The organism is uncultured Lawsonella sp. (genome assembly GCF_947252745.1).
Classification (GTDB): Bacteria; Actinomycetota; Actinomycetes; order Mycobacteriales; family Mycobacteriaceae; genus Lawsonella.
The window spans coordinates 131,844-150,278 of sequence record NZ_CAMXWW010000003.1; the positions used below are offsets into that span (position 1 = coordinate 131,844).

At 58.5% G+C, this 18,435-nt stretch carries 17 protein-coding genes and 1 tRNA gene; 16 read left to right on the forward strand and 2 right to left on the reverse strand.

Translation table 11 applies throughout. The features are described 5' to 3' along the window. Window positions 1-159 precede the first annotated feature (159 nt). The 15 genes from Q0X28_RS04450 to nuoN all read left to right on the forward strand — a co-directional run bounded on the left by Q0X28_RS04450 (window position 160) and on the right by nuoN (window position 16,132). A complete protein-coding gene (locus Q0X28_RS04450; protein WP_296239134.1) occupies window positions 160-585 on the forward strand; it encodes a response regulator in 426 nt (141 codons plus the stop codon). Between the two features lie 78 nt (window positions 586-663). Next, window positions 664-1,023: an NADH-quinone oxidoreductase subunit A gene (locus Q0X28_RS04455; protein WP_296239132.1), complete on the forward strand. Its 360-nt coding sequence runs from the start codon at window positions 664-666 to the stop codon at window positions 1,021-1,023. A gap of 50 nt (window positions 1,024-1,073) precedes the next feature. Further along, window positions 1,074-1,646: an NADH-quinone oxidoreductase subunit B gene (locus Q0X28_RS04460; protein WP_296239128.1), complete on the forward strand. Its 573-nt coding sequence runs from the start codon at window positions 1,074-1,076 to the stop codon at window positions 1,644-1,646. A 14-nt stretch (window positions 1,647-1,660) separates the two neighbouring features. Further along, window positions 1,661-2,368: an NADH-quinone oxidoreductase subunit C gene (locus Q0X28_RS04465; RefSeq protein WP_296239126.1), complete on the forward strand. Its 708-nt coding sequence runs from the start codon at window positions 1,661-1,663 to the stop codon at window positions 2,366-2,368. Beyond that, window positions 2,368-3,738: an NADH-quinone oxidoreductase subunit D gene (locus tag Q0X28_RS04470; RefSeq protein ID WP_296239125.1), complete on the forward strand. Its 1,371-nt coding sequence runs from the start codon at window positions 2,368-2,370 to the stop codon at window positions 3,736-3,738. Before Q0X28_RS04465 ends, Q0X28_RS04470 begins: the two co-directional genes overlap by 1 nt. Further along, the gene (locus Q0X28_RS04475; RefSeq protein WP_296239123.1) at window positions 3,735-4,433 is read left to right on the forward strand and encodes an NAD(P)H-dependent oxidoreductase subunit E; all 699 of its coding nucleotides are present in this window, start codon (window positions 3,735-3,737) and stop codon (window positions 4,431-4,433) included. The genes Q0X28_RS04470 and Q0X28_RS04475 overlap by 4 nt, the downstream gene beginning before the upstream one ends. Then, window positions 4,426-5,751 carry an NADH-quinone oxidoreductase subunit NuoF gene (gene nuoF / locus Q0X28_RS04480; protein ID WP_298576808.1) on the forward strand — a complete coding sequence of 442 codons (1,326 nt, stop codon included), beginning with the start codon at window positions 4,426-4,428 and terminating at the stop codon, window positions 5,749-5,751. Before Q0X28_RS04475 ends, nuoF begins: the two co-directional genes overlap by 8 nt. Next, window positions 5,748-8,078, forward strand: coding sequence for an NADH-quinone oxidoreductase subunit G (locus Q0X28_RS04485; protein ID WP_296239118.1), 2,331 nt, complete (start codon window positions 5,748-5,750; stop codon window positions 8,076-8,078). Before nuoF ends, Q0X28_RS04485 begins: the two co-directional genes overlap by 4 nt. Next, window positions 8,071-9,372, forward strand: coding sequence for an NADH-quinone oxidoreductase subunit NuoH (gene nuoH / locus Q0X28_RS04490; protein WP_298576810.1), 1,302 nt, complete (start codon window positions 8,071-8,073; stop codon window positions 9,370-9,372). Before Q0X28_RS04485 ends, nuoH begins: the two co-directional genes overlap by 8 nt. Beyond that, window positions 9,369-9,908 carry an NADH-quinone oxidoreductase subunit NuoI gene (gene nuoI, locus Q0X28_RS04495; RefSeq protein ID WP_296239114.1) on the forward strand — a complete coding sequence of 180 codons (540 nt, stop codon included), beginning with the start codon at window positions 9,369-9,371 and terminating at the stop codon, window positions 9,906-9,908. Before nuoH ends, nuoI begins: the two co-directional genes overlap by 4 nt. Window positions 9,909-9,910: 2 nt before the next feature. After that, entirely contained in the window at window positions 9,911-10,771 is an 861-nt protein-coding gene (locus Q0X28_RS04500) for an NADH-quinone oxidoreductase subunit J (protein ID WP_296239112.1), read from the forward strand. A gap of 1 nt (window position 10,772) precedes the next feature. Further along, window positions 10,773-11,072 carry an NADH-quinone oxidoreductase subunit NuoK gene (gene nuoK / locus Q0X28_RS04505; protein ID WP_053962454.1) on the forward strand — a complete coding sequence of 100 codons (300 nt, stop codon included), beginning with the start codon at window positions 10,773-10,775 and terminating at the stop codon, window positions 11,070-11,072. Between the two features lie 5 nt (window positions 11,073-11,077). Continuing rightward, window positions 11,078-13,012, forward strand: a complete 1,935-nt coding sequence (gene nuoL / locus Q0X28_RS04510) for an NADH-quinone oxidoreductase subunit L (RefSeq protein WP_298576813.1) — start codon at window positions 11,078-11,080, stop codon at window positions 13,010-13,012. A gap of 15 nt (window positions 13,013-13,027) precedes the next feature. After that, window positions 13,028-14,569: an NADH-quinone oxidoreductase subunit M gene (locus Q0X28_RS04515; RefSeq protein WP_296239106.1), complete on the forward strand. Its 1,542-nt coding sequence runs from the start codon at window positions 13,028-13,030 to the stop codon at window positions 14,567-14,569. Then, window positions 14,570-16,132, forward strand: coding sequence for an NADH-quinone oxidoreductase subunit NuoN (nuoN, locus tag Q0X28_RS04520; RefSeq protein ID WP_296239104.1), 1,563 nt, complete (start codon window positions 14,570-14,572; stop codon window positions 16,130-16,132). It begins immediately after the preceding gene. A 279-nt stretch (window positions 16,133-16,411) separates the two neighbouring features. Here the strand turns inward: nuoN and Q0X28_RS04525 are convergent. Further along, window positions 16,412-16,483: transfer RNA gene (locus Q0X28_RS04525), tRNA-Val, on the reverse strand. Between the two features lie 43 nt (window positions 16,484-16,526). Beyond that, window positions 16,527-16,961 carry a DUF3052 domain-containing protein gene (locus Q0X28_RS04530; protein WP_296239101.1) on the reverse strand — a complete coding sequence of 145 codons (435 nt, stop codon included), beginning with the start codon at window positions 16,959-16,961 and terminating at the stop codon, window positions 16,527-16,529. A 179-nt stretch (window positions 16,962-17,140) separates the two neighbouring features. Here Q0X28_RS04530 and Q0X28_RS04535 point away from each other — a divergent pair, with 179 nt between their 5' ends. Continuing rightward, window positions 17,141-18,379, forward strand: coding sequence for a CdaR family transcriptional regulator (locus tag Q0X28_RS04535; protein WP_298576816.1), 1,239 nt, complete (start codon window positions 17,141-17,143; stop codon window positions 18,377-18,379). Window positions 18,380-18,435: the final 56 nt, after the last annotated feature.

Below are 18,435 nucleotides of genomic sequence, written 5' to 3' on the forward strand. Positions count from 1 at the left end.
CCCTCTCAGGATAACTGAGAGTTCCGTTAGGAGGGCTGTCACTTATTCCCTCTAAATCCCGACAACAGGCTGACTTAGGATCGCCTTACCTGCAGATTTAGCTGAAACTCCTTGCCCATTGATGCATAAAATGAGGCATCTTCTCGGTAGGCTAATCACATGCCTGATAACACTGTGACTACTCGCACAGACTCATCCTCCACGGTGCTGCGCATTGCGGTTTATTCTGATCGCCCGCAATTGCGAGAGGACGTACATTCAGCATTCGGCACTTCTATTTCCGCAGATCTGCCCCCCGTTGAATTGGTCGATTTTGCCACTGGTCCGGCACTTATGCGTGCCCTTCACAACAAGGAAATCGATCTCTGCCTTCTCGATGGCGAAGCCGCCCCGTTTGGTGGTATGGGCCTGAGTTACCAAATTAATGCCGAAGTGGAGGATCACCCGCCGCTTCTCGTTCTCCTGCAACGACGTGACGATGCATGGCTATCTACCTGGAGTAAGGCGGATGCTGTCTACCTTCTCCCCGTTGATCCCATCGATCTGCCCCTCGCTGCGGCGAATCTCCTCCGCCCGGGTAAGTAGCCAGAGCTTTTCGATCTGCTACCCAGGTACGGACCTCTTATCTCCTTAACTGACACTCACGTGTGAGAGGAAACCGACGTGTCGTATTACATTCCCATTCTGGCAATGGTGATCATTGCAGCGCTGTTTGTGCTGGTGATGGTAGGCGCCTCAGTCATCATCGGCCCCCACCGCTACAACAAGTCCAAGTATGACGTCTACGAGTGCGGTGTGGACGCAGTGGACCGCCCCGAAAATGGCGGCCGTATGTCCCTCAAGTACTTCACCATCGCCATGATGTTCCTCATCTTCGACGTTGAAACCATCTTCTTGTTCCCTTGGGCAATTGCCTTCGACAAGATGGGCTGGTTCCTCCTCGTGGAGATGCTCCTGTTCGTGGCCACCCTCTTGGTTGCCTACATCTACGTGTGGCGCCGAGGAGGACTGAACTGGGAATAAACCACGTCTTGCTTTTCACTATCTACCCAATTAAGTGACTGGAATTCGAAATGGGAATTGAAGACAAACTTTCAGGTGGCTTTGTAACCACCACCACAGAATGGCTGTTTGGCCTCACCCGCGAGTGGTCAGTCTGGCCCGTCACCTTCGGCCTTGCCTGCTGCGCATTTGAGATGATGTCCTATGCAGGCCCGCGTTTCGACGCCTCCCGTTGGGGACAGGAAGTATTCCGTGCTTCCCCGCGCCAATCTGACCTCATGATCATCTCTGGCCGTGTGAGCCAGAAGATGGCCCCCATCATGCGCCGCGTGTACGACCAGATGCCCGACCCCAAGTGGGTTATCGCCATGGGTGCGTGCTCCTCCTCGGGCGGCGTCTTTAACAACTACGCCATCGTGCAGGGTGCCGACCACGTCGTCCCGGTAGACCTTTACATTCCTGGCTGCCCGCCGCGCCCCGACATGCTGATCGACGCCTCCTTCAAGCTGCGCGCCATGATCGCCAAGAAGACCCAACTCGGTGAAAAGCACATCATCGCCGACGAGCAGGCTAAGGAAGCCGCTGCTCTCGCCGGTGAAGTTCGTGTCGCCGAGGAGAAACTCATCCGGATGAAGAAGAAGTAAGAAGGGAGGAGCGCATGACTGACAACCCCCAGAACACTGAAGACCAGACCGACGTGGCAGGTTCTCCAAACCCTGCAGCCAGCTGGACACCCTTCGCGGCAAAGCAAGGTATGTGGTCTGATGGAACCGGAGACACCTCCGGCTTTTCGCATATCGTGCGTCTGCCTGCTCGCATCGTTCCTCTCTCCCGTCCCTTCGGCGGAGAGCTCGACGCGATTTTTGACCGCCTGTTTGAGCTAGTTCCCGAAGTTGCTGACTCGCCCGTCACCAACTTCACCGACATGCCCACTATCTACATCCCGCGCGAGCACCTGCTGAAGACCATGCAGGCGCTACGTGACGATGCAGAACTGCGCTACGAAGTGTGCTCCTCGGTTTCCGGAGTGCACTACCCCGCAGAAAAGGATGCCGAGCTCCACAGCGTTTACCACCTGCTCTCTATGACCTACAACCGCCGCCTGCGCGTCGAGGTCGTCTGCCCCGAGTCCGAACCCCACATTCCCTCCGTGGTCACCGTTTACCCCATGGTGAACTACCACGAGCGCGAAACCTGGGACATGTTCGGCATTATCTTTGACGGACACCCTGGCCTTACCCGCATCCTCATGCCGGACGATTGGCAAGGCCACCCGCAGCGGAAGGACTACCAGCTCGGTGGTATCCCGGTCGAATTCCACGGCACTGAAGTGCCGCCGGCGGAACAACGGAGGAGTTACCGCTAATGTCTGTCCCTGAAAAGAACTTCACCTCACCGACGGGCGTAACGTCCGTCGAACAGCTCTTTGAAGCCGATCCGAACACGGTTGAGCTCACTGCCGAAGGTGGCGACTGGCAGGAGATCGTCGATCGCCAAATCCAGGAACAAAGTAGCCGCATGATCATTAACATGGGTCCTGCTCACCCCTCGACCCACGGCGTTATGCGGTTGTGCCTCGAACTAGACGGCGACATCGTCACCAACCTCCGCCCGGCCATTGGCTACCTGCATACCGGCATCGAGAAAACCTGCGAAGCCCGCACCTGGACCCAGGGCTCTACCCTGGTCACCCGTGCCGACTACGTAGCGCCTCTCTTCAACGAAGCCGTCTACGTTATGGCTGTCGAAGAAGTCCTCGGCGTCACCAACGAGATCCCGGAGCGCGCCAACATCATTCGCGTGCTCATGCTGGAGCTCAACCGCATCGCATCCCACCTGGTCGCCCTTGGCACCGGCGGTAACGAGCTCGGTGGTGTGACACTGCTGACTAACGGCCTCCGTGACCGTGAAATGATCCTCGACTTCTTCGAGGCCATCTCCGGTCTGCGCATGAACCATGCTTTCCTGCGCCCCGGTGGTGTCGCCAATGACCTGCCGGATTACGGCTTGGACAAGCTGGATGAGACCCTCGACTGGTTGGATGCTCGACTGCCCGACTTCGACAAGATGTGCAACGACAACCCCATCTTGAAGAAACGTATGCTCGGCATCAGCTACCTCGACCTCACCGGTTGTATGGCGCTTGGCGTCACCGGCCCCCGACTACGCGCCGCTGGCGTGGAATGGGACCTCCGGAAGAAGCAGCCCCACCTCGGATACGAAACCTACGACTTCGACATTCCGGTCTGGGACACCTGCGACGCCTACGGCGCCTTCCGTGTTCGCCTCGCCGAAATGTACGAATCCCTGAAGATCTGCCGGCAGTGCCGCGATCGTCTCGCCGACACACAGGGCCAACCCTTCATGATTGAAGATCCGAAGATCTCGCGCCCCGCCAACCTCGCCGTGTACAACGACGGTCAAGGCAACTCCTTTGAGCACGTGCGCAAGATTATGGGTGAGGACATGGAATCCCTCATTCACCACTTCAAGCTGGTGACTGAAGGCATCAAAGTTCCGGCTGGACAGGCCTACGTTGCAACCGAGAGCCCCAAGGGAGAACTCGCGTGCCACGTCGTGTCCGATGGCGGAACTCATCCTTACCGTGTTCACCTGCGTGACCCTGGATTCCACCACCTGCAGGCCCTCCCCGCCATGTGTGAGGGCGGCATGCTGTCCGATATCGTCGTCGCGGTCGGTAGTATCGACCCCGTTCTGGGAGGTGTTGACCGGTGATTGAAGCCCACTTTGTCTCCAAGTTCGACGATGCTGATGCTGTCGACATGAGCGACACCACCACCAGCATCACCGAAGAAAATATCAAAGAACTGCAGATCCTGGCCGATCGCTATCCGCACGCCCAGTCTGCCATCATTCCCATGCTGCACCTCGTGCAGAGTATCGATGGAAAAGTCAGCGGCGAAGGCGTCCGCCATATTGCCCGCATCCTCGATATTCCCGAAGCCGTTGTGCTGGGTGTCGTTACCTTTTACACCATGTTCCACAAGGATGAGGTCGGCAAGCATCTTATCGGTGTCTGCACCACCTCCCTGTGCGCAGTGATGGGTGGCGACCTCGTTTACGAGACCGTACGCAAGCACCTCGGCCTCGACGGCGAAGGAACCACTGAAGACGGAGCCTTCACACTCGAACGTGTGGAATGCAACGCCGCCTGCGACTTTGCCCCCGTCATGATGCTGAACTGGGAGTACATGGACAACATGACTCCTCGCAAGGCTGTTGAGATCCTCGACAAGCTGCGCAACGACGAAGAAGTTCACTCCACCCGTGGTCCGCAGATCACCTCGTGGCGTGACAACGAGCGCGTCCTCGCCGGCTTCAACGACGGTCGCAGCGACGAAGGCCCCGCTGCTGGCCACGCTTCTTTGGCAGGCTGGCGCATTGCGTATGATGTGAAGGAAGGTGAGTAACGTGTCGAGTGAACTCCTTACTCCCATCCTCTCCGCACACTGGGGCGATGAAACGCCGTGGAAGCTGGAGAGCTACAAGTCCCACGAAGGATACGACGCACTTCGTAAAGCCCTGAGTATGGAACCCGCCGAGGTTCTCAGCCTGGTGAAAGATTCTGGACTCCGCGGACGCGGTGGTGCAGGCTTCCCCACCGGTATGAAGTGGTCGTTCGTTCCGCAGAACAATCCCAAGCCCAAGTACCTCGTCGTCAATGGTGACGAGTCCGAGCCTGGTACCTGCAAAGACATGCCCCTGATCATGGCTAGTCCGCACACCCTGGTAGAAGGCGCACTCATCGCCTGCTACGCATTCGGTGCCGAGCAAGCCTTTATCTACCTCCGCGGTGAGGTAGCCCACGTGGCACGTCGCCTCCAGCAGGCCATTCAGGAAGCTTACGATGCCGGCCTGGCTGGTGACGACGTCCTCGGTACTGGCAAGCGTCTCCACGTTATGGTTCACTCTGGTGCCGGCGCTTACATCTGTGGTGAGGAAACTGCCCTTCTCAACTCGCTGGAAGGCAAGCGTGGGCACCCGCGTCTGCGCCCGCCGTTCCCTGCAGTGGAAGGCCTCTACGCCTCTCCCACTGTTATTAACAACGTCGAGTCCATCTCTTCTGTTCCCGCGATTATCCGCAAGGGTGCCGAATGGTACAGCTCGATGGGTACCGAAAAGTCCAAGGGTGCCACCATCTACTCGCTGTCCGGACACGTGAAGAACCCGGGCCAGTACGAGGCACCGCTGGGCATCACCTTGCGTGAACTGCTTGAGCTATCAGGCGGTATGCGTGATGGACACGAACTGAAGTTCTGGACTCCGGGCGGTTCATCCACCCCCATCCTCACGGCGGAACACCTCGATGTACCGCTGGATTACGAGGGGGTGGCAGGTGCCGGCTCCATGCTGGGCACTAAAGCCCTCCAGATTTTCGACGAGACTACTTCAGTAGTCCGCACAACCACTCGTTTTATCGAGTTTTACAAGCACGAATCTTGTGGCAAGTGCACCCCGTGCCGTGAAGGCACCTGGTGGCTCGTACAGCTGCTGCAGCGCCTCGAGCGCGGCGAAGGCAAGCCGGGCGATGTCGACAAGTTGCTGAGTATTGCCGGGAATATCGGCGGCAAGTCCTTCTGTGCCCTCGCAGATGGCGCTGTCGCCTGTGTCACCAGTGCCGTCAAGCACTTCCGTGAGGAGTTTGAGGCCGGTTACACCACCCCCGCTTGGGAGCTCCTGCCCTACGAGGCCAGTGCGCTCTTTAGTGATGAGGAGAAGGTTCAATGAGCGATAACACCTCGACCTCTGCCCAGGACAACCTTGTAACCCTGGAGATTGACGGTCGGTCCGTATCCGTTCCCAAGGGAACTATGGTCATCCGTGCTGCTGAAAAGCTCGGTATCCGTATTCCCCGCTTCTGTGACCACCCGCTACTCGACCCGGTTGGCGCCTGCCGCCAATGCATGGTCGAGGTACCTGACGCTGGTAACGGACGTGGTTTCCCGAAGCCTCAGGCCTCCTGCTCCCTAGCAGTGGCTGAAGGCATGGTTGTGAAGACCCAAGCATCCTCCATGCTGGCCGAAGAAGCTCAGCGTGGCATCATGGAGCTTCTCCTCATCAACCACCCGTTGGACTGCCCCATCTGTGACAAAGGTGGTGAGTGCCCGCTGCAGAACCAGTCCATGTCCGATGGACAGGCGGAGACCCGCTTCGACTGCGATAAGCGCCACTTCCCCACCCCGCTGCCACTGGTCAGCAACATCCTTCTTGACCGTGAACGCTGCGTGCTCTGCACCCGCTGCACCCGCTTCTCCGAGCAGGTCTCCGGCGATCGCTGCATTGCACTTGCAGAACGAGGTGCCCGCCAGCAAGTCTCCTCTGTTCCTGAGTCCGACGCCGGCTCCTACTTTGCCGGTAACACCGTGCAGATCTGCCCGGTGGGTGCTCTGACCAGTGCCGACTATCGCTTCCAGGCACGCCCGTTCGACCTCGTCTCTACCGACACCACCTGTGAACATTGTGCAGACGGCTGCGCGCTCCGCGTAGACCACCGTCACAGCAAGATCACTCGTCGTCTAGCCGGCGAAGACTCCGACGTTAACCTCGAGTGGAGCTGCGACAAGGGCCGATATGGCTTCCGCTACGGCACCCTCGCAGACCGCATCACTACTCCACTGGTTCGCCGCGATGGACAGCTCATTGAGGCCTCCTGGCCGGAAGCGCTCTCCATTGTCGCCGCTGGTCTCATGGCCGCTGGCTCCTCTCTCGGCGTTCTGCCGGGAGCCTCCAGCACGGTGGAAAACACCTACGCCTACGCCGCCTTCGCCCGCAACGTCGCCGGAACCGAGAATCTCGACTTCCGCTCTGACAAAGGCACCACGGAAGAAGCTGCCTTCCTCACCCAGTACGTGGCAGGTACCTCGCTTGAAAACAACGTCACCTACCAGGCACTTGATGAAGCAAAGAAGGTTGTGCTGGTATCCCTCGATCCGGAAGACGAAGCCAGTAACCTCTTCCTGCGGCTGCGCCGTGCAGTCCGCAAGATGGGCCTTCAGGTTGTCTCCATCGCGAGCCACCGCACCATCGGCACCAACAAACTCAACGCTGAGGTTGTCACCTGCCGCCCCGGTGGAGAAGCAGATGCTCTCGCCCAGCTCGACGGCCTCGACAGCGACACCATCATTCTGGTGGGAGCCCGCGCCGCTGGTTCTGCTGGAACCTTCAGTGCCATTGTTACCGCCGCAGAGAAGTCCGGTGCTCGCTTCGCCTGGGTGCCACTGCACGCTGGCGACCGCGGTGCACTAGAAGCCGGCTGCCTCCCCGCCGCCGGTGGGCTCTCCACCAAGGCAATGCTGAAGGCTGCAGCCGATGGTGAACTGCAGGCTCTGCTGATTGGTGCTCTGGACGAACGCGACTTCGTCGACGTCCAGTTACTCCACCAGGCTGCCACCGCCGCCTTTACCGTCCAGCTGGCACAACGCCGCAGCTCCCTCAGCGCCTGCGCCGACGTTGTCCTCCCCGTCAGCCTCATTTCCGAGGTCAAGGGACACTTCCTCAACTGGGAAGCACGGTGGCGTAAGGTCCAGCCACTTACCGGTATGCCCGTCACTACCATGTCAGACCGCCGCGTCCTCGGAGCCATCGCGAAGGCGATGGGGACCAGCCTGCAGATTCCCGCCAGCTCTCAGGTGGCTGACCTCCTGCAGACAGCTGCCACCGGTGCTGTCGGTGGTTCCATGCCGACAGTCTCCACCACCGCCGCATCTGGCCTGGTGCTCGACAGCTGGCGTGAACTCATGGGCGACTCCGCCGCTCTTGACGGAACTATCTTCAAGGGAAGTGACCGCCGTCGCGGCCACCTGCGCGTCAGCCCGGCCACTGCCACGGCCTGCGGCCTCACCGCTGGTGGCGCCGCCACCGTCTCCACCTCGCAGGGATCTCTCACGCTCCCCGTCTCCGTCGTCGAAGAGATGGCAGACGACGTGGTGTGGGTTCCCAGCAATGTTCCCGGTAACCCGCTTGCGGTGACCGGTGCAGTACCTGGAGACCAGGTCACTGTGGTTCCGTCAGACGATGCTCACAACGTTCGAATGGAGGTGTCATCCCGTGTCTGAAAGCACTATCGGCGTGTGGGGTGACCCATGGTGGCTCATCCTCGTGAAGGCCATCGTGATCTTTTGTATTCCCCTGTTTTTCGCAATCTTCTGTGTGTGGTTCGAACGCCGTATCCTGGCATTCCTCCAGCAGCGCGTCGGCCCCCACATGGCAGGTCCACTAGGTCTCCTGCAGCCCTTCTCGGACGGCATCAAGACCCTTATGAAAGAAGACTTCTCGCCGGATAACGTCGACAAGTTCGTCTTCACCCTGGCCCCGATGCTCACCGGTCTCGCCGCCTTCACCACCTGGTCCGTCATCCCCCTGGGTGGACGGGTTTCCATCGGCGGTCACTACACCCAACTACAGCTCGGTGACCTCCCGGTCGCAGTGCTCTTTATCCTAGCCATCGCTTCGATTGGCACCTATGGCATCGTCCTCGCCGGTTGGGCGTCAACCTCCCGCTACTCTCTGCTGGGTGGTCTGCGCTCCGCCGCACAGATGATCTCCTACGAGGTCTCTATGGGTCTTGCGGTGGTGTCCGTCGTCCTGGCGAGCCGCACCATGTCCACCGTAGGTATCGTCGAGCACCAGGCCAACACCCTGACTCTGTTCGGCTGGGACTCCCCCTTCCCCGCCCACAACTTCATTCTGCTCGCTCCTGCCTTCTGTATCTACGTGGTAGCTATGCTGGCAGAAGCCAACCGCGCCCCGTTCGATATGCCGGAATGTGAATCCGAACTGGTTGGTGGTTACTCCACCGACTACTCGGGTTTCCGCTTCGCTCTCTTCTACCTGGGCGAATACATGAACATGACAACGCTGTCCGCCATCTGCGCAACCCTCTTCCTCGGTGGGTTCAACGCACCGTGGCCGTTCAACAACACCGCAATCGACGGCGGCTGGTGGGGCCTTCTCTGGTTCGTTCTCAAGGTCGTCCTTGGTCTGTTCTTCTTCATCTGGGTCCGCGGTACCGTCCCGCGTTACCGCTACGACCAACTGATGTCTATTGGGTGGAAGACCCTGCTGCCGCTTTCGCTCGGCTGGCTGGTCGTCATAGGTATCTACCAGAAGGCTCGCGCCATGGCAGAACCCGGTTCCTGGCTGACTGATGACGCTACCGCCATTGGTGTGGTGCTGATCTACGCCGCTATCGCAGCTCTCGTGCTGTTCCTGCAGCGTCGCCCGATCGACAAGATCATCACCGATGCCAAGCCGCCTGTTGTCGATCCTGTTACTGCCCACTACCCGCTGCCGGTCTTCGAGGATGCCCCCGCTGCTGCCGGCACACAGCGGAAGGAGGAACTGTCATGAGTGTCTTTTCGCGCTGGGCGGGCCTCGGAGTGACCTTCCGGACGATGTTCCGTAAGAAGTTCACAGAGGAATACCCGCTAAAGCCGAAGGTCACAGAGCCCCGCTTCCACGGTCGTCACCAGCTCAACCGCTGGCCCGATGGTCTCGAAAAGTGTGTCGGTTGCGAACTGTGTGCCTGGGCATGCCCAGCTGATGCTATTCGTGTGGAAGCTGCAGAAAACACCGAGGATGAGCGCTACTCCCCCGGTGAACGCTACGGCGCCATCTACGAAATCAACTACCTGCGCTGCATCTTCTGCGGCATGTGCATCGAAGCATGCCCAACGCGCGCACTAACTATGACCAATGACTTCGAACTGGCAAACGCTTCCCGCGAAGCATTGATCTACGGCAAGGACAAGCTCCTTGCTCCACTGGAAGACGGCATGGAGATGCCTCCGCACCCCCGTCGCCTTGCAGACAACGAAAAGGGATACTTCATGGGCCTGCCTCTGCACGCAGACTCACGTGAATCGAAGCAATTGGAGGAAGGATAATCATGGCGTTTTCCATCGCTTCTTCCGCCACTGTTGCTCCGATGATGACGCTTGCCGCTGGTGACTCCAGCGCCGGTCACATCTTCGGACAGGTCCTCTCCTGGATCCTGGCCATCGTTATTGTGGCTGCTGCACTCGGTATGGTGCTGTCCCGCAAACTCATTCACTCCGCCCTATCCCTCCTGCTGGTGATGGTCGGTATGGCAATCGAATACGCCATTCTCAATGCGCCATTCGTGTTTGTCGTCCAGATCGTCGTCTACGCAGGCGCCATCATGGTGATGTTCCTCTTCATCGTGATGATGGTCGGTGCGAATGCAGATGCCGAAGAGGGCGACCCCATCCCCGGTCAGCGGATAGCGGCCATCATCATGGCACTGGCGGTTATCGTTCTAGTAGCTGTAGCTATCTCGCTGGTCACCTGGCAGGATCCTGCCGGACTTGATGAAGCCACCCGCACCACCGGCGGAAATATCGCTGGCCTCGGTGAGCTGATCTTCAACAAGTACGTCATCATCTTCGAGGTGCTCTCTGCACTTCTCATCATTGCCGCGGTGGGTGCTATTGTGCTCACCCTCCGTACCCGCGTCAAGAACCGCCCGACTCAGCGTGAAACCATGGAAGCCCGCTTCCGTGCCTACGCTGAAAAGGGCACCGATGTGGGTGCTATGCCTGGTGCCGGCGTCTACGCCTCCAGTAACGCCATGGACGTCCCCGCTCTCCTCCCTGACGGTAGCGAACTTCGCTCCTCCGTCTCCGAAGGGATCTACGACGCCCACGCGGAACGCTCCGGCCAGCAGTTGGCTGAGCAGACCGCTAAGACCTATGAAGCTCTTGCCAAGAGCGACGGAGAGGATGAGTGACATGGCTACTAGTTTCTACCTGACCCTGTCCGCGATCTTGTTCGCTATCGGTATCCTGGGCTTCCTGGTTCGCCGTAGTGCACTGGTCGTGTTTATGTCCGTCGAACTGATGCTGAACTCATGCAACCTTGGCCTGGTGGCCCTCGCGCGCCAGTTCGGTAATCTCGACGGCCAAGTCGCCGCTTTGTTCGTCATGGTGGTTGCTGCTGCAGAAGTCGTGGTTGGCCTCGCTATCGTGGTCGCCATGTGGCGTACGCAGTACACAGTGTCCGTCGATGAAGAACGTTCACTGAAAGGCTAAAGGCAGTGGTATCCAATACTCTTCTTGCAACTGGACAGTCATTGACTGTCGCCCCGCCTACAGCGGATACGACGACCACCGTGGTGGCTTGGCTAATTATCGGCCTGCCCCTCATTGGCGCCGCACTGCTGCTTATGGGCGGCCGGCTGCTGGACCGCTGGGGGCACTGGCTCGCCGTCGTGATGAGCTTTGCCGCCTTCGCCTGTGGCCTCACCCTGTTTATCCAGATGGCGATGCGCTCCGCTGCGGATCGCGCCCTGACAGCACCCTTCTACACCTGGATGTCGCTGCCGGGCGTGGAGACCGATCTTGGTATTCGCCTCGATCCCCTCTCCATCGTCTTCGTGCTCCTTGTCACCGGTGTCGGTAGCCTTATTCACCTCTACTCGGTGGGCTACATGGCACATGATGAGAAGCGCCGTAAGTTCTTCGCATTCCTCAACCTCTTCATGGCAGCCATGCTGACCTTGGTTCTCGGCAATAGCTACCTGGTGCTGTTCATCGGTTGGGAAGGCGTCGGTCTGGCCTCTTACCTCCTCATCGGATTCTGGGCACACAGGCCCTCCGCTGCGAAGGCTGCGAACAAGGCCTTCATCATGAACCGTATGGGTGACGTGGGCATGATGCTTGCCATCATCACCATGTTCAAGTTCTTCGGTTCCACCGAATTCTCCGCTGTCAACGCTGGCATTGCCGATGTAGACAGCTGGGTCCCCACCTTCCTCGGTTTCATGCTCCTGCTGGGCGCCTGCGCCAAGTCCGCCCAGGTTCCTTTCCAGGCCTGGCTCCTCGACGCCATGGAGGGCCCGACCCCCGTGTCCGCCCTCATCCACGCTGCTACCATGGTTACCGCCGGTGTTTACCTGGTCGTCCGCAGTGGCAGCATCTACCAGCTTTCGTGGCAGGCCGCTCTGGCAGTCGTCATCGTTGGCTCTGTTACCCTCCTGGTTGGTGCCTGGATCGGTAGCTCCAAAGACGACATCAAGAAGGTTCTCGCTGGTTCGACCATGTCCCAGATCGGCTACATGATTCTGGCCGCAGGCATTGGTCCTGCCGGCTACGCACTAGCCATCTTCCACCTGGTTACCCACGGTTTCTTCAAGGCCAACATGTTCCTCGGAGCCGGCTCGATCATGCACGCTATGAATGACAGCGTCGACATGCGCCGGTTCGGTGGACTTCGCAAGGCCATGCCCTGGACCTTCTTCACCTTCGCTGCCGGCTACCTAGCTATCATCGGCTTCCCCGGCTTTGCAGGCTTCTTCTCCAAGGACCCCATCATTGAGGTCGCTTTTGAGCGTGGCTGGGTATTTGGCCTGGCAGCACTGATCGGTGCTGGCATCACCGCCTTCTACATGACGCGACTCATGATGATGACCTTCTTTGGTGAAAAGCGTTGGGAAGAGGACGTGCACCCGCACGAGTCCCCGGCGACGATGGTGATCCCGCTGGTTATTCTCGGTATCTTCTCCGTGATTGGTGGCTTCCTCATGGTGGGAGGCATCACCAAGTGGCTCAACCCCGCCGTTGGTGGTACTGCGCCGGATCTCCACATTGTTCACTTCAGTTGGGAGACAGCCGCTACCCTCCTAGTGGTTATCGTTGGCGTGCTAGTCGGCTGGTTGATCTTCCGCAAGCCCATCCCCACTACGCGTGAGAATGCGCCTCTGTACACCCGTATCGGCGACAATGCCCTCTATGGCGACACGATCAATGAATACATTGCTGTGAAGCCTACCCTGGGTCTTGCGCAGGCTACGGCTCTTCTAGACCGACGCGCCGTTAACCCCGCCGTTGATGGTGGCGGACGCGGCCTGGTCAGTCTGTCCGGTTTACTGTCGCGCTTGCAGAACGGCATGATCCGCTCCTACGGCCTCCTCATGGTCGTTGGTACCGCAGTTCTCGCCGCTGTTGCGCTCATCCTCGGACAACTGGCATAAGGGAGGATTGAGAGAATGTTAATTACCTCTGCCGCACTAATCCCCCTGGTAGGAGCGCTCCTCCTTACCGTGGTCCGGGGTGTTGCCAGCCGCGTGGTGGCCATGCTTGCCTCCCTCGGCTCGCTGGGTATCGCCATTGCCATGGCAGTACTCTTCAACCCTGGACAGGGTATGCAGTTCACCGAACTACACCAGTGGATTCCCCAGATTGACGCCTTCTACTCGCTCGGTGTGGATGGTATCGGGCTGAGCCTCGTGCTCCTCACCACCATTCTCACCCCGCTGGTCCTGCTCTATGCCTTTACGGAGAACTTCCGTGAAGACCAGCTGGGCGAACGCGCCTTCCTGGCACTTGCGCTGGCCGTCGAGGGTTTCTCCCTCTACGTATTCACCGCCACTGACGTCCTGCTCTTCTATCTCTTCTTTGAGGCCACCCTCATCCCGATGTTCTTCCTCATCGGTGGTTTTGGTGGAGCACAGCGTCGCTACGCCGCCATCAAGTTCCTGTTGTATTCCTTGACCTCTGGTCTGGTTATGCTGGCCGCCGTTATCGGCGTCTACGTGAACTCCCAGAGCAATGGCCACGGTACCTTCCTGCTGAGTGACCTCATGAACATGAACCTCGGCACGAACACGGAACGCCTGCTGTTCGTCGGATTCATGATCGCCTTCGCTGTGAAGGCCCCCATGGTTCCGGTTCACACCTGGCTGCCCGACGCCGCAGAGAACACCACCCCGGGTGGTGCAGTGATGATGGTCGCCATCATGGACAAGATTGGCACCTTCGGTATGTTCCGCTTTGCGCTGGGTCTCTTCCCGAACGCAGCTGAGTGGGCCACCCCGGTGGTCATTGTTCTGGCAGTGATCTCCATCATCTACGGCGCCTTTGCCGCACTGGCGCAGGAAAACCTCATGCGCCTGGTGGCGTACACCTCTGTCAGCCACTTTGGTTTCATCGTGTTGGGCCTTTTCGCGCTCACCCCAACCTCGGTGGCAGGTGCCAACCTCTATATGTTCAACCACGGCATCTCAACCGCCGCGCTCTTCCTCCTTGTTGGTTACCTGATGAAGCGTCGTGGCTCCGCGGAGATCGACAACTTCGGTGGCGTACAGAAGGTTGCCCCGGTACTTGCCGGATTCCTCCTCGTCGCTGGTCTGTCGTCCCTGTCTCTCCCCGGCCTGGCACCCTTCGTGTCTGAGTTCGGTGTGCTGGCAGGAACCTGGACGAAGTACCCGTGGGCTGCGGGCATCTCGGCCATCGCCATGGTGCTTGCCGCCCTCTACATCATGCGGATGTACAAGCGGACGATGACGGGTCTCCCCTCTGCTGAGGTGGAAGAAAAGGTCTCCGAGCTGTCCATGGCAGAACGGTGGATCATTGTTCCTCTGCTCGCCCTGCTCCTCGTCCTTGGTGTCTACCCCACTCCGTTGACCAGGGTGCTGAACCCCGATTCTGAACAGGCAGTCACCTTTGTTGAGAAGGCGACTAACCACGAAGCCGTGGCTCCGGCCGCGCAGCCTGAATCGACCACTATCTCTCTAGGAGGTGCGCGCTAAATGATCCAGAACATCGTTGCTATGGACATGGTGGCTAGCCCCGCACGAATGATCGAGAGCCCTGCGCTGGATTACCAGACCCTCGCTCCGCTATTGATCATGTTCGGTGGTGCCTGTGTCGCTCTCCTCCTGGACGCCTTCGTGCGTCGGCCGGCCCGCGCAATCGTGCAGCTGGTCTCTGTCTTTGCTGTTCTCATTGCCACGATGGGAATGCTTATTGCAAACTGGGTCGATGGCCGCTTCGCGGTTGTCGCCAATGGCCTCCTTGCCATGGACAAGCCCACCTATGTGGCACAGGGCGCCCTGATTGTCTTCACCGCCCTCTGCATGATTCTCTTCAGTACACGGCATGCACGCCGTCTGAAGACAATTCCCGAGAGTGAGCGGACTGAGCACTCCGAGATCTACGTCTTGGCACTGTTCTCTCTGTTCGGCATGATGCTCTTCGCCGCAGCGACTAACCTGCTTATGCTCTTCGTCGCTCTTGAAGTGATGTCTCTGCCGCTCTACGTTCTCTCCGGATTGGCACTCTACCGCCGGCGTCTGAGCCAGGAAGCTTCCCTGAAGTACTTCCTGCTGGGTGTACTTGCAGCAGCCATTATGCTGTACGGCATCGTGATGCTCTACGCGGCGACTGGTAACTTCACCTTTGCCGGCATTGCAGAGCAGTCCTCTCACACCGACAAGCCTGCCCTGCTGGTGCTGGGCGTTGTGTTCGTCGTGATTGGCCTCCTCTTCAAGATCGGTGCGGTGCCCTTCCACAGCTGGGTACCGGATGTCTACCAAGGCGCCCCCACCCCGGTGACTGCTTTCATGGCAATCTGCACCAAGCTGGCTGCCGTTGCTGCTCTAGCCCGTGTTCTCACCGTCGCGGTGCCTCTCAACGAAAGCCAGTGGGAAGTTGTCATCGTGGTACTGGCCATCATCTCGATGCTGTTCGGCGCCCTGCTGACTATGACCCAGACCGACGTCAAGCGACTGATCGCTTACTCCTCCATCACTCACGCGGGCTTCATCATGACCGCTCTGGTGGGTGCACACCAGGGTCTCCTCAAGGTAGGAAGCCTGGAGTTCAGTGTTGTCTCTTCGGTGTTGATCTACCTGGCGGCCTACGGCCTGGCGACCATTGGTGCTTTCGCCATTGTCACGGTCGTCCGTCGCGAGAGTGGCGAGGAGGCCACTGCGATCTCTGCTTGGGAAGGTATTGGACGTCAACATCCTTGGTTGGGTGCGGCCTTCGCTCTCTACTTCCTGAGCTTTGCAGGTATCCCCCTTACCGCTGGCTTTATTGGTAAGTTCACCGTCTTCGCAGTGCCGTGGTTGGCTGGCTACAGCTGGCTGGTCGTCGTTGCCCTGCTGGTGTCCGCACTGGCCGCCTACGCCTACGTGCGCATGATTATCGTCATGTTCTTCAAGCGCCCGAATGTCACCACTGTGGTGGCAAAGCCAGGTGCCGCGGTCAGTATCGTGGTGGTTATCACCGCTTTACTCACCGTCCTCATGGGTATTCTTCCCGGACCGGTGCTGGGCCTTGCGAATTCGCTCGGTGGCTTCCTGATGTAGGATCAGCCTCTCGCATCGTAGTAACCCCCCAGGGCAGTGCCCTGGGGGGTTACATCTATTTCACACCCCAGAGTGGTATCGAAAGACCCCCCCAGAATGGCGCTGAGAACATCTTAGAGGGATGAACTCTCCTCACCGGAAAACCCCCACCCACCCCTCCCCTTTAGCGACAGTGCTTCCTTTGCGTCAATCCTTTCCCTTTCGAGGCCTCACTCAACTTCTCTCGACTGAAGACACCAAGATGCCCGGTCACACAGTGTGACCGGGCATCTCTCAAAGTGCGTGAGGAGGGTTTCGAACCCCCGACCGCCGGTGTGTAAAACCGGAGCTCTACCCCTGAGCTACCCACGCAGGACGTTAAAACTCTATCCTATGAGGTGGTGTTTACCCTAATTTAACGGCGAGGTGCGCCGTGCCGAGCTTGCACGAGACGTGTGACAATCCAGTCATTAACTGCGGAGGTCGACGTCTGGGAGAGGCCGGCAGTGCGGGCACTCTCGGCAATCTCGGCAGGGTCTACAGCATCTGGTTGACCAGTCTTAGGGGTGGTCAACCATACCACTCCCCCGTCAGACAGCGGGGCGACTACATCAACGAGGTCATCGGTAAGGTCTCCATCACCATCGCGCCACCAGAAGAGAATGGCGTCACAGACGTCGTATGAGGTGTCCTCGAGCAGTGCGGAGCCGATGATATCTTCGATAGCTTCGCTAATGGACGAGTCGCAATCGTCGTCCCAACCAACTTCCTGCACGACCATGTCGTCAGAGATTTCAAGTTTATGGGCCAAGATGGCGTTGAAGTTGTTGGCGTCGGAGCTGGCGCTCACTGCGTCGATCCTCCTAGTTAGAGTTCGTTTCTCGATGACTACACCAGTCTACCTACGAAAAAACTATTGCACACTGGTTTTTTCTGGCAACAAGTCCAGCACATTCCGGAGTGTAGACGTGTGGTTTAACTCACGGAAACTACACTCACTCATTTGCACAAACATGCAACAATAATCTTGTGAGTACTGAACAAATGACCTCCCAAGGTTCGCAGGCTGAACTGACGTTGCTCAACGCAGTGCCACCGAGCCTTGTCCAGCGCATTCGTAAGATATCTGGGCAGCTCACCCGGACCGTGATTGCACACATAAGTATATCCCTTCCATTCTTTAAGGAGCTTGATGCCAAGCATCGCGCTGACATTGGTGCGTTGGTACAGTCTGCTATTCGCTTCTTCGCGGATTGGGTTCAGCATCCGGATGATGACGATCTCGACTTTAAGGATGTGCTTGGTTCGGATTCAGTCCACTTGGTAGAGGGCCTGAGCTTGCAGCAATCTGTTTCCATCCTGCACTCGAGCATGGAGATTATCGAGCAGGCCGTCATTAACATGAAGGATATGCCGGAGGCAAAAGCCACTCTGTTGGTCCACGCTCTTCGCTACAGCCGCGAGCTGGGATTCTCCATTGCAGACTATTTTGCAGCAGCTGCGGAGAAACGCGGTGTCTGGGATGCTCGTATGGAAACGGCTTTGGTTGACGCAGTGGTGCGCGGAGCAAAGTCCGAGGACATCCGTTCGTTCGGCTCTGCCTTGGCCTGCGATACTAATCGGCCAGTGACGGTGATGGTGGGAACGCCGAGTTCTTTGGATCGCCAGGAACGCACGGTTCTTCGTCTTCATCAAGCTGCGGCCGACCTCGGATATCGCGCTCTTGCGGCGGTACAGGGTCCCTATTTGGTGACGTTGGTAAACATACCCGCGGAAGTGTTGATGAACCCTGAATGCCCTATCTATGAAATTTTCTCCGATGACCAGATTATGTTGGGGCCAACAGCCCGTAATCTAGCGGGGGCTTCACGGTCTGCGGAGGAAGCGTTTGCAGCATTACGCGTCGCTCAAGCAATGCCTAATGTTCCACGGGTTGCGACCGCTGACATGTTTATCCCGGAGCGGGCTATTGCAGGTGACCATCGGGCTGTACAGCGTCTGTTTCATGACATCATTAAGCCTTTGCAGAAGTCGGCGAATCAGGCCATCCGCGACACACTGCGTCTCTATCTCTCCGTCGATGGTGGCGTCGAGGAGGCCGCGCGGCAGCTCTATGTCCACCCCAACACAGTGCGTTACCGTTTAAAGAGAGTGAACGACATTACCGGTATGGATCCACTTGATTCGCGTATGCGGTTTACACTGCGGATCGCCAACGTTTTGGGAATGCTAGAGGACATTAACGAATCCAACAACAAATCTTGGTAGAGTCGTGGGTGTTATCTGGGCGCTGCTGAGCGCCCTCCCCTTGCACGCATAGCGAA

Excerpts from the sequence above, each read along its gene's own strand:
- Q0X28_RS04450 (WP_296239134.1), top strand. The coding sequence starts at position 160 with ATGCCTGATAACACTGTGACTACTCGCACAGACTCATCCTCCACGGTG.
- Q0X28_RS04460 (WP_296239128.1), top strand. The coding sequence starts at position 1,074 with ATGGGAATTGAAGACAAACTTTCAGGTGGCTTTGTAACCACCACCACA.
- Q0X28_RS04465 (WP_296239126.1), top strand. The coding sequence starts at position 1,661 with ATGACTGACAACCCCCAGAACACTGAAGACCAGACCGACGTGGCAGGT.
- Q0X28_RS04470 (WP_296239125.1), top strand. The coding sequence starts at position 2,368 with ATGTCTGTCCCTGAAAAGAACTTCACCTCACCGACGGGCGTAACGTCC.
- Q0X28_RS04485 (WP_296239118.1), top strand. The coding sequence starts at position 5,748 with ATGAGCGATAACACCTCGACCTCTGCCCAGGACAACCTTGTAACCCTG.
- nuoI (WP_296239114.1), top strand. The coding sequence starts at position 9,369 with ATGAGTGTCTTTTCGCGCTGGGCGGGCCTCGGAGTGACCTTCCGGACG.
- Q0X28_RS04500 (WP_296239112.1), top strand. The coding sequence starts at position 9,911 with ATGGCGTTTTCCATCGCTTCTTCCGCCACTGTTGCTCCGATGATGACG.
- nuoK (WP_053962454.1), top strand. The coding sequence starts at position 10,773 with ATGGCTACTAGTTTCTACCTGACCCTGTCCGCGATCTTGTTCGCTATC.
- Q0X28_RS04515 (WP_296239106.1), top strand. The coding sequence starts at position 13,028 with ATGTTAATTACCTCTGCCGCACTAATCCCCCTGGTAGGAGCGCTCCTC.
- nuoN (WP_296239104.1), top strand. The coding sequence starts at position 14,570 with ATGATCCAGAACATCGTTGCTATGGACATGGTGGCTAGCCCCGCACGA.